The organism is Kitasatospora sp. NPDC127067, assembly GCF_042724755.1.
In the GTDB taxonomy this organism is placed as follows: Bacteria; Actinomycetota; Actinomycetes; order Streptomycetales; family Streptomycetaceae; genus Kitasatospora; species Kitasatospora lactacystinica.
Window position 1 is genome coordinate 1 of sequence record NZ_JBHXEM010000243.1, and the last position, 5,184, is coordinate 5,184.

Genomic DNA, 5,184 nt, shown 5'->3' on the forward strand with positions numbered 1-5,184 from the left:
CCGCGACGACGATCTTCGCGGAGGTGGTGGCGCGGGTGGGGGCGGCCGCGTTAGAGCTTGCGAAGTCCACTGAGGACCCTTTCGAGCAGCGTGACGTCGGGCTGGTTTCCGGTTTCGCCGCCGGAAGCGGGCTGGTGGATGGCGACCAGGCCGGCCTCGGCCAGGTCGGCCACGAGGATGCGGGCCACTCCCAGGGGAAGCGAGAGCAGCGCCGACACCTCGGCGACGGATTTGACCTCCGTGCACAGCGTGCAGATCCGCTGGTGCTCGGGGAGCAGGGTGGCCAGGCGCTGCGGGTCGACATCGGCGGAGACCAGGGCCTCCAGCGCGAGTTCGTAGCGCGGGCGGGTCCGGCCGCCGGTCATCGCGAACGGGCGGATCAGCGGGCCGGAGTCGGGTTCGTCCTCGAACTCCTCGAAGTGGCCTGGCTCCTGGGCGGGCCGGTAGCCGGGCGCCGGCTCGGGCGCCGGGGCCGGGTAGCCGGGTGCCGGGGCGCCGTACGAGGGCTGCCGGGCGTACTGGTCGTACTGGCCGTACTGCTCTTCGGGGCGGGGGTACGGCTGCTGGGGCTGTCCGTACTGGTGCCGGCCGTACTGCTGACCGTGGCCGACGCCGGGTGCTCCGAAGGCGTCATGGCCTGTGCCAGGGTACGGAACGCCGTACTGGCCGCTGCGGTCGTCGGGCGGTGTCACGGTTCCTCTCCTCACAGGGTGCGGCGGTGCGGTGCGAGCTTCGGCGCAGGTCCGGAGCCGGTGGTGCGAAGGCCGTACAACGTCCGAACCCGAGCCCGCCGAAGCGGGCCCGGGAAGGACGCGGAGGTGCTTCGAATACCTGGACGGTATCCGACGAACCGTCAGTGCAGGAGACTGCCCTGGAGTTCAGCGCGAAGAGCGGGGGTGAGGACGGCGCCGGCGCGGTCGACGAGCAGGGCCATCTCGTAGCCGACGAGGCCGATGTCGGAGTCCGGGGAGGCGAGGACGGCGAGCGCGGAACCGTCGCTGATGGCCATCAGGAACAGGAAGCCCCGCTCCATCTCGACCACGGTCTGGTTGACCTCGCCGCCCTCGAAGATCCGGCTGGCGCCGGAGGTGAGGGAGGTGAGGCCGGAGGCGACGGCGGCGAGCTGGTCGGCACGGTCGCGCGGGAAGCCCTCGGACATGCACAGCAGGAGGCCGTCCGCGGAGACCACCACGGTGTGGGACACCCCGGGGGTGTTGTCCACGAAATTGGTGATCAGCCAGTTCAGGTTCTGTGCGGCCTGGCTCATCTGAGTCAACTCAACGCTCCTGGTGGTTCGAGCCGCCGAAGAGATCGGTGCTCCGGTTCTGTCCGTTGCCGGACTGGTCTGCCTGATCGGGGTCGATCCGGAAGCTTCCGGTGTTACCGGCGCTGCGGCCCTGCTCCACACCGCGGCGCAGGTTGGTGAGGCGGCCACGGACCTCCTCCGGGCTGCGGGAGACCTGCGGCCCGTCCTGCGGGGTGGGCTTGGCGTTGCCGGGCACAAGGTTCTGCTTGGGCACGCGCCGCGGCAGACCGGCACCCGTGGTGCCGCTGGAGCTGGGCTCGCGCAGCTGCTCGGCCCGCTGCCAGTCGCCGTCGTTCGGCGACTGCCAGGCGGTGCTGGCGGTCGGGCCGGTCGGGCCGTATCCGCCGAGCGAGGACACGTCGTGGCCGCGCTGGGTCGGGGACGCCGAGGTGTCCTTGGCGCCGGCGAACCAGTTCGGGGCGTCGCCGGACGCGCCGGCGCCGGACGGGGCGGCGGCGGGGCCACCGCTCGCCAGCTGCTCGCCGGGGCGGCGCTGCGGCAGCCCGGACGGCAGGGTGGTGTGCGCCTCGGCGGCGGGCAGCGCGGGCGGCTCCGGGGCGTACGGGTGGCCGGCCGGGGACTCCTCGGCCTGCCGGCCGTACTGGTCGGCGTACCCGTCCTGCTGGTAGCCGCCCTGGTCGTAGCCGTACCGGTCGTCGGCGTAGCCCTGCTGCTCGTAGCCCTGGGGGGCGTACTGGTCGTAGCCGTCCTGGGCGTACTCGTCGTGCTGGTACTCGTCCTGCTGGTAGCCGCCCTGGTCGTAGCCGTACCGGTCGTCGGCGTGGGGCTGCTGCTCGTAGCCCTGGGGGGCGTACTGGTCGTAGCCCTGCTGGTAGTCCTCCTCGACCTCGGCGTCCACCACCGGCGCCTGCGGGCCGCCCTCCAGGGCCGCGCGGCGGACCTGGTCGAGGCGCTGCGAGCGCTGGACGGACTCCAGGGCCGGGCTGAACCCGCTGGAGCCGGCGTTGCCGATGCCGGTGAGGTGGTCGTCGAAGCCGAGCTCGGCGGCGCTGCGGGCCGTGGCGTCCGGCGCCCACTGGGCGGTCGGCTCCTGCTCGGCGAAGATCCGCGAGACGGTGAACTGCTCGTCCGGCTCCGGCGCCGCACCCGACTGGGTGACGAACGGCGGGAGCATGACCAGCGAGGTGGTGCCGGCGGACTCGCCGGACGGGCGGAGCTGGACGCGGATGTCGTGCCGCTGGGAGAGCCGGCCGACCACGAACAGGCCCATGCGGCGGGAGATGGTGGCGTCCACCGTGGGCGGCTCGGCCAGCTTCTCGTTGATCTCCGCGAAGTCCTCGGCGGTGAGGCCGATGCCCTTGTCGTGGATCTCGACCAGCACCCGGCCGTCCGGCAGGCGGGTCGCGTTGACCAGGACCCGGGTCTGCGGGCTGGAGAACGAGGTGGCGTTCTCCAGCAGCTCGGCGAGCAGGTGGACGAGGTCGGTCACGGCGGCGCCGACGACGTCGACCTCCGGGATGCCGGAGAGCTCGACGCGCTCGTACTGCTCCACCTCGGAGGCGGCGGCGCGGAGCACGTCGACCAGCGGGACCGGGGTGTTCCAGCGGCGGCCGGCCTCCTCGCCCGCGAGGACGAGGAGGTTCTCACCGTTGCGGCGCATACGGGTCGCGAGGTGGTCCAGCTTGAAGAGGTTCTCCAGCTGGTCCGGGTCGGCCTCGTTGTTCTCCAGGTCGGTGATCAGCGCCAGCTGGCGCTGGATCAGGCTCTGGCTGCGGCGCGACAGGTTGGTGAAGATCGCGTTGACGTTCCCTCGCAGCAGGGCCTGCTCGGCGGCGAGCGCCACCGCCTGCTGGTGGACCTGGTCGAACGCCCGGGCGACCTCGCCGATCTCGTCCTTGCCGTGCAGCGGGATCGGGGTCACCGAGGTGTCGACCCGCTCGGGGTCGGTCTTGGAGAGCTTCTCGACCAGGTCCGGCAGACGGTGGTCGGCGATCTCCAGGGCGGCGCTGCGCAGGGTGCGCATGCCGAGGATCATCGAGCGGGCCACGTAGCCGGTGAGCAGACCGGCCAGGATGAGCGCCGCGACGACGATGATCGTGTTGAGGATGGCGTCGTAGAGCGCGTTGTCCTTCAGGGCGCGGGACTCGGTGAGGACGTCGTCCAGCAGCGCGATCTCGGTGTTCCGCAGGGCCTGGATGTGGGTGTTGGCGGCCTGGTTCCAGTTGTCCGGGGTCAGGCCGGCGTTCTTCGCCTCGGCGAACGCGGCGTCGGCGGCGGCCTTGCCCTTCTGCTGGCCGTCGGCGGCGGCCTGGCTGTACGAGGCAGCCAGGGCCAGCAGGCCCTGCATGCTGGGCGCAGAACCGTTGGGCATCTTGTACGCCGAGCGCTCCTGGGCGGTGGCCAGGGCGACCTGCGCGTCCGAGTACTTCTTGGCGTCCTCGGGGGCGCTACCGGTCTTGAACTCGTTGAGGGAGACCTGCTCCAGCTTCTCCGAGATCACGATCTGCTGGGTCGCGTCGACGTTCTCGTACCGGGTGGTGGCATTCTGCGAGATGCCGACCAGCAGGCTGAGCATCAGCGCGCGCTGGGTCGAGGCGGAGGCCTTGGCCAGCGACATCGCGTAGATCGCGCGGCCCTTGCTGGTGGCGTTGGCGGAGCCCAGACCGACCGAGTTGTCGTAGGCCAGCAGCGGGGCGAACATCACCGAGTAGGCGTTGGCGGTCGCGCTGATGAACAGCTCGGGGCTGTACGCGTTGGCCCGCAGGTGCGCCAGGTCGATGACCAGGGCCTGGAAGGCCTCGTGGCGGCGGGGGAGCTCACCGGACTTGTCCGAGGCGGCGTAGGCGGCGTTGTAGGCCTTCAGCGCGGCGTCGGTGTCGTTGCGGCGCTTGGTGACCTCGTTGTTCGGGTCCTGCTTGGTGAGCAGGGGTATGAGCGTCTTGTCGCGCTCGTTCTCCAGCGCCTCGGCGAGTTCGGTCGCCGCCTTGGCCAGCTCCGCGGTCTTCTCGGCGCGGGAGGCCTTGATGTAGCCGTCGACCGAGGTGTTCACGCGCAGACCGCCGAAGACGAGACTGATGATCACGGGGATCAGCAGGATCGCGATCAGACGGGTCGGCACGCGCCAGTTGCGCGGGCGGAGGAAGTCGTACCGGCTGGAGCCGCCGCCGTCGCCCGACGAACCGCCGCTGCGGGGCGCCGTGGGCGCGGCCTGGGGCTCGGGGGCCGGGGCGGGGCCCTGGGCGCGTTCCTCGGTGGGAGTGAACGCGGAGAATCCGGCCGGATCCCCCTGGGTACCGTTCGGCTCGCTCTGGCGGGGCTCGGAGCGCCGCTGCGGGGCGGGTTGCTGCTTACGCCTCACTCGACAACTACCTCTCGGCCGACTGCCGGCCATGGATCAATCCAGCGCTACCCCGGTGCCCTGACCTCCGCCGGACGGGCCGGAGCAGGAGACATCCAGGGGTAGCTGGAATTTCAGCACGTGCGGGGATGGGGGACAAACAGCCGAAGTCCGACGCCCACGCCGGAACAATCCGGACATTCACCGACATGGCGGAGCAAATCCGTGGTCACCTGGCGCTGAGTGACGCGGATTCGCCACACTGAGTCATTGTTGATCACAAAATGCCTACCGAACTGTTATCCGCTGCTTATACACGGGTCTTGCGCGGGGCCCCCGGAGGACACCGGCCGGTAAGCATCGCGGCCCCGACGGCCCGTTGCAGGGGACGGACCGTCGGGGCCGGGCGGTTCCCCCTCGCTCAGCGGAGTCGGGCCAGCAGGGCGTGTTCGACGAGGGTGATGAGGGCGCTCTTGGCGCTGTCTCGGCGGCGGGCGTCGAGGGTGATGACGGGGGTGTCGGCGCCGAGTTGGAGTGCTTCGCGGACTTCGTCGGGGGTGTGGGGCTGGTGTCCGTCGAA

3 protein-coding genes and 1 pseudogene are annotated in these 5,184 nt (G+C 71.1%); all 4 read right to left on the reverse strand.

Annotated features, from left to right (window positions below; genetic code table 11):
- Positions 1 to 50 precede the first annotated feature (50 nt).
- Entirely contained in the window at positions 51 to 692 is a 642-nt protein-coding gene (locus tag ACFWJ4_RS40690; protein ID WP_380554286.1) for a DUF742 domain-containing protein, read from the reverse strand.
- Between the two features lie 161 nt (positions 693 to 853).
- Entirely contained in the window at positions 854 to 1,267 is a 414-nt protein-coding gene (locus tag ACFWJ4_RS40695) for a roadblock/LC7 domain-containing protein (protein WP_097236138.1), read from the reverse strand.
- 10 nt (positions 1,268 to 1,277) lie between these two features.
- Positions 1,278 to 4,625 (reverse strand): nitrate- and nitrite sensing domain-containing protein, encoded by a 3,348-nt coding sequence (locus ACFWJ4_RS40700; RefSeq protein WP_380554289.1) that lies wholly within the window; start codon positions 4,623 to 4,625, stop codon positions 1,278 to 1,280.
- Positions 4,626 to 5,025: 400 nt separating this feature from the next.
- Positions 5,026 to 5,184 (reverse strand): annotated as a pseudogene (locus ACFWJ4_RS40705) (ATP-binding protein); the annotation flags it as partial.

Excerpts from the sequence above, each read along its gene's own strand:
- ACFWJ4_RS40695 (WP_097236138.1), bottom strand. The coding sequence starts at position 1,267 with ATGAGCCAGGCCGCACAGAACCTGAACTGGCTGATCACCAATTTCGTG.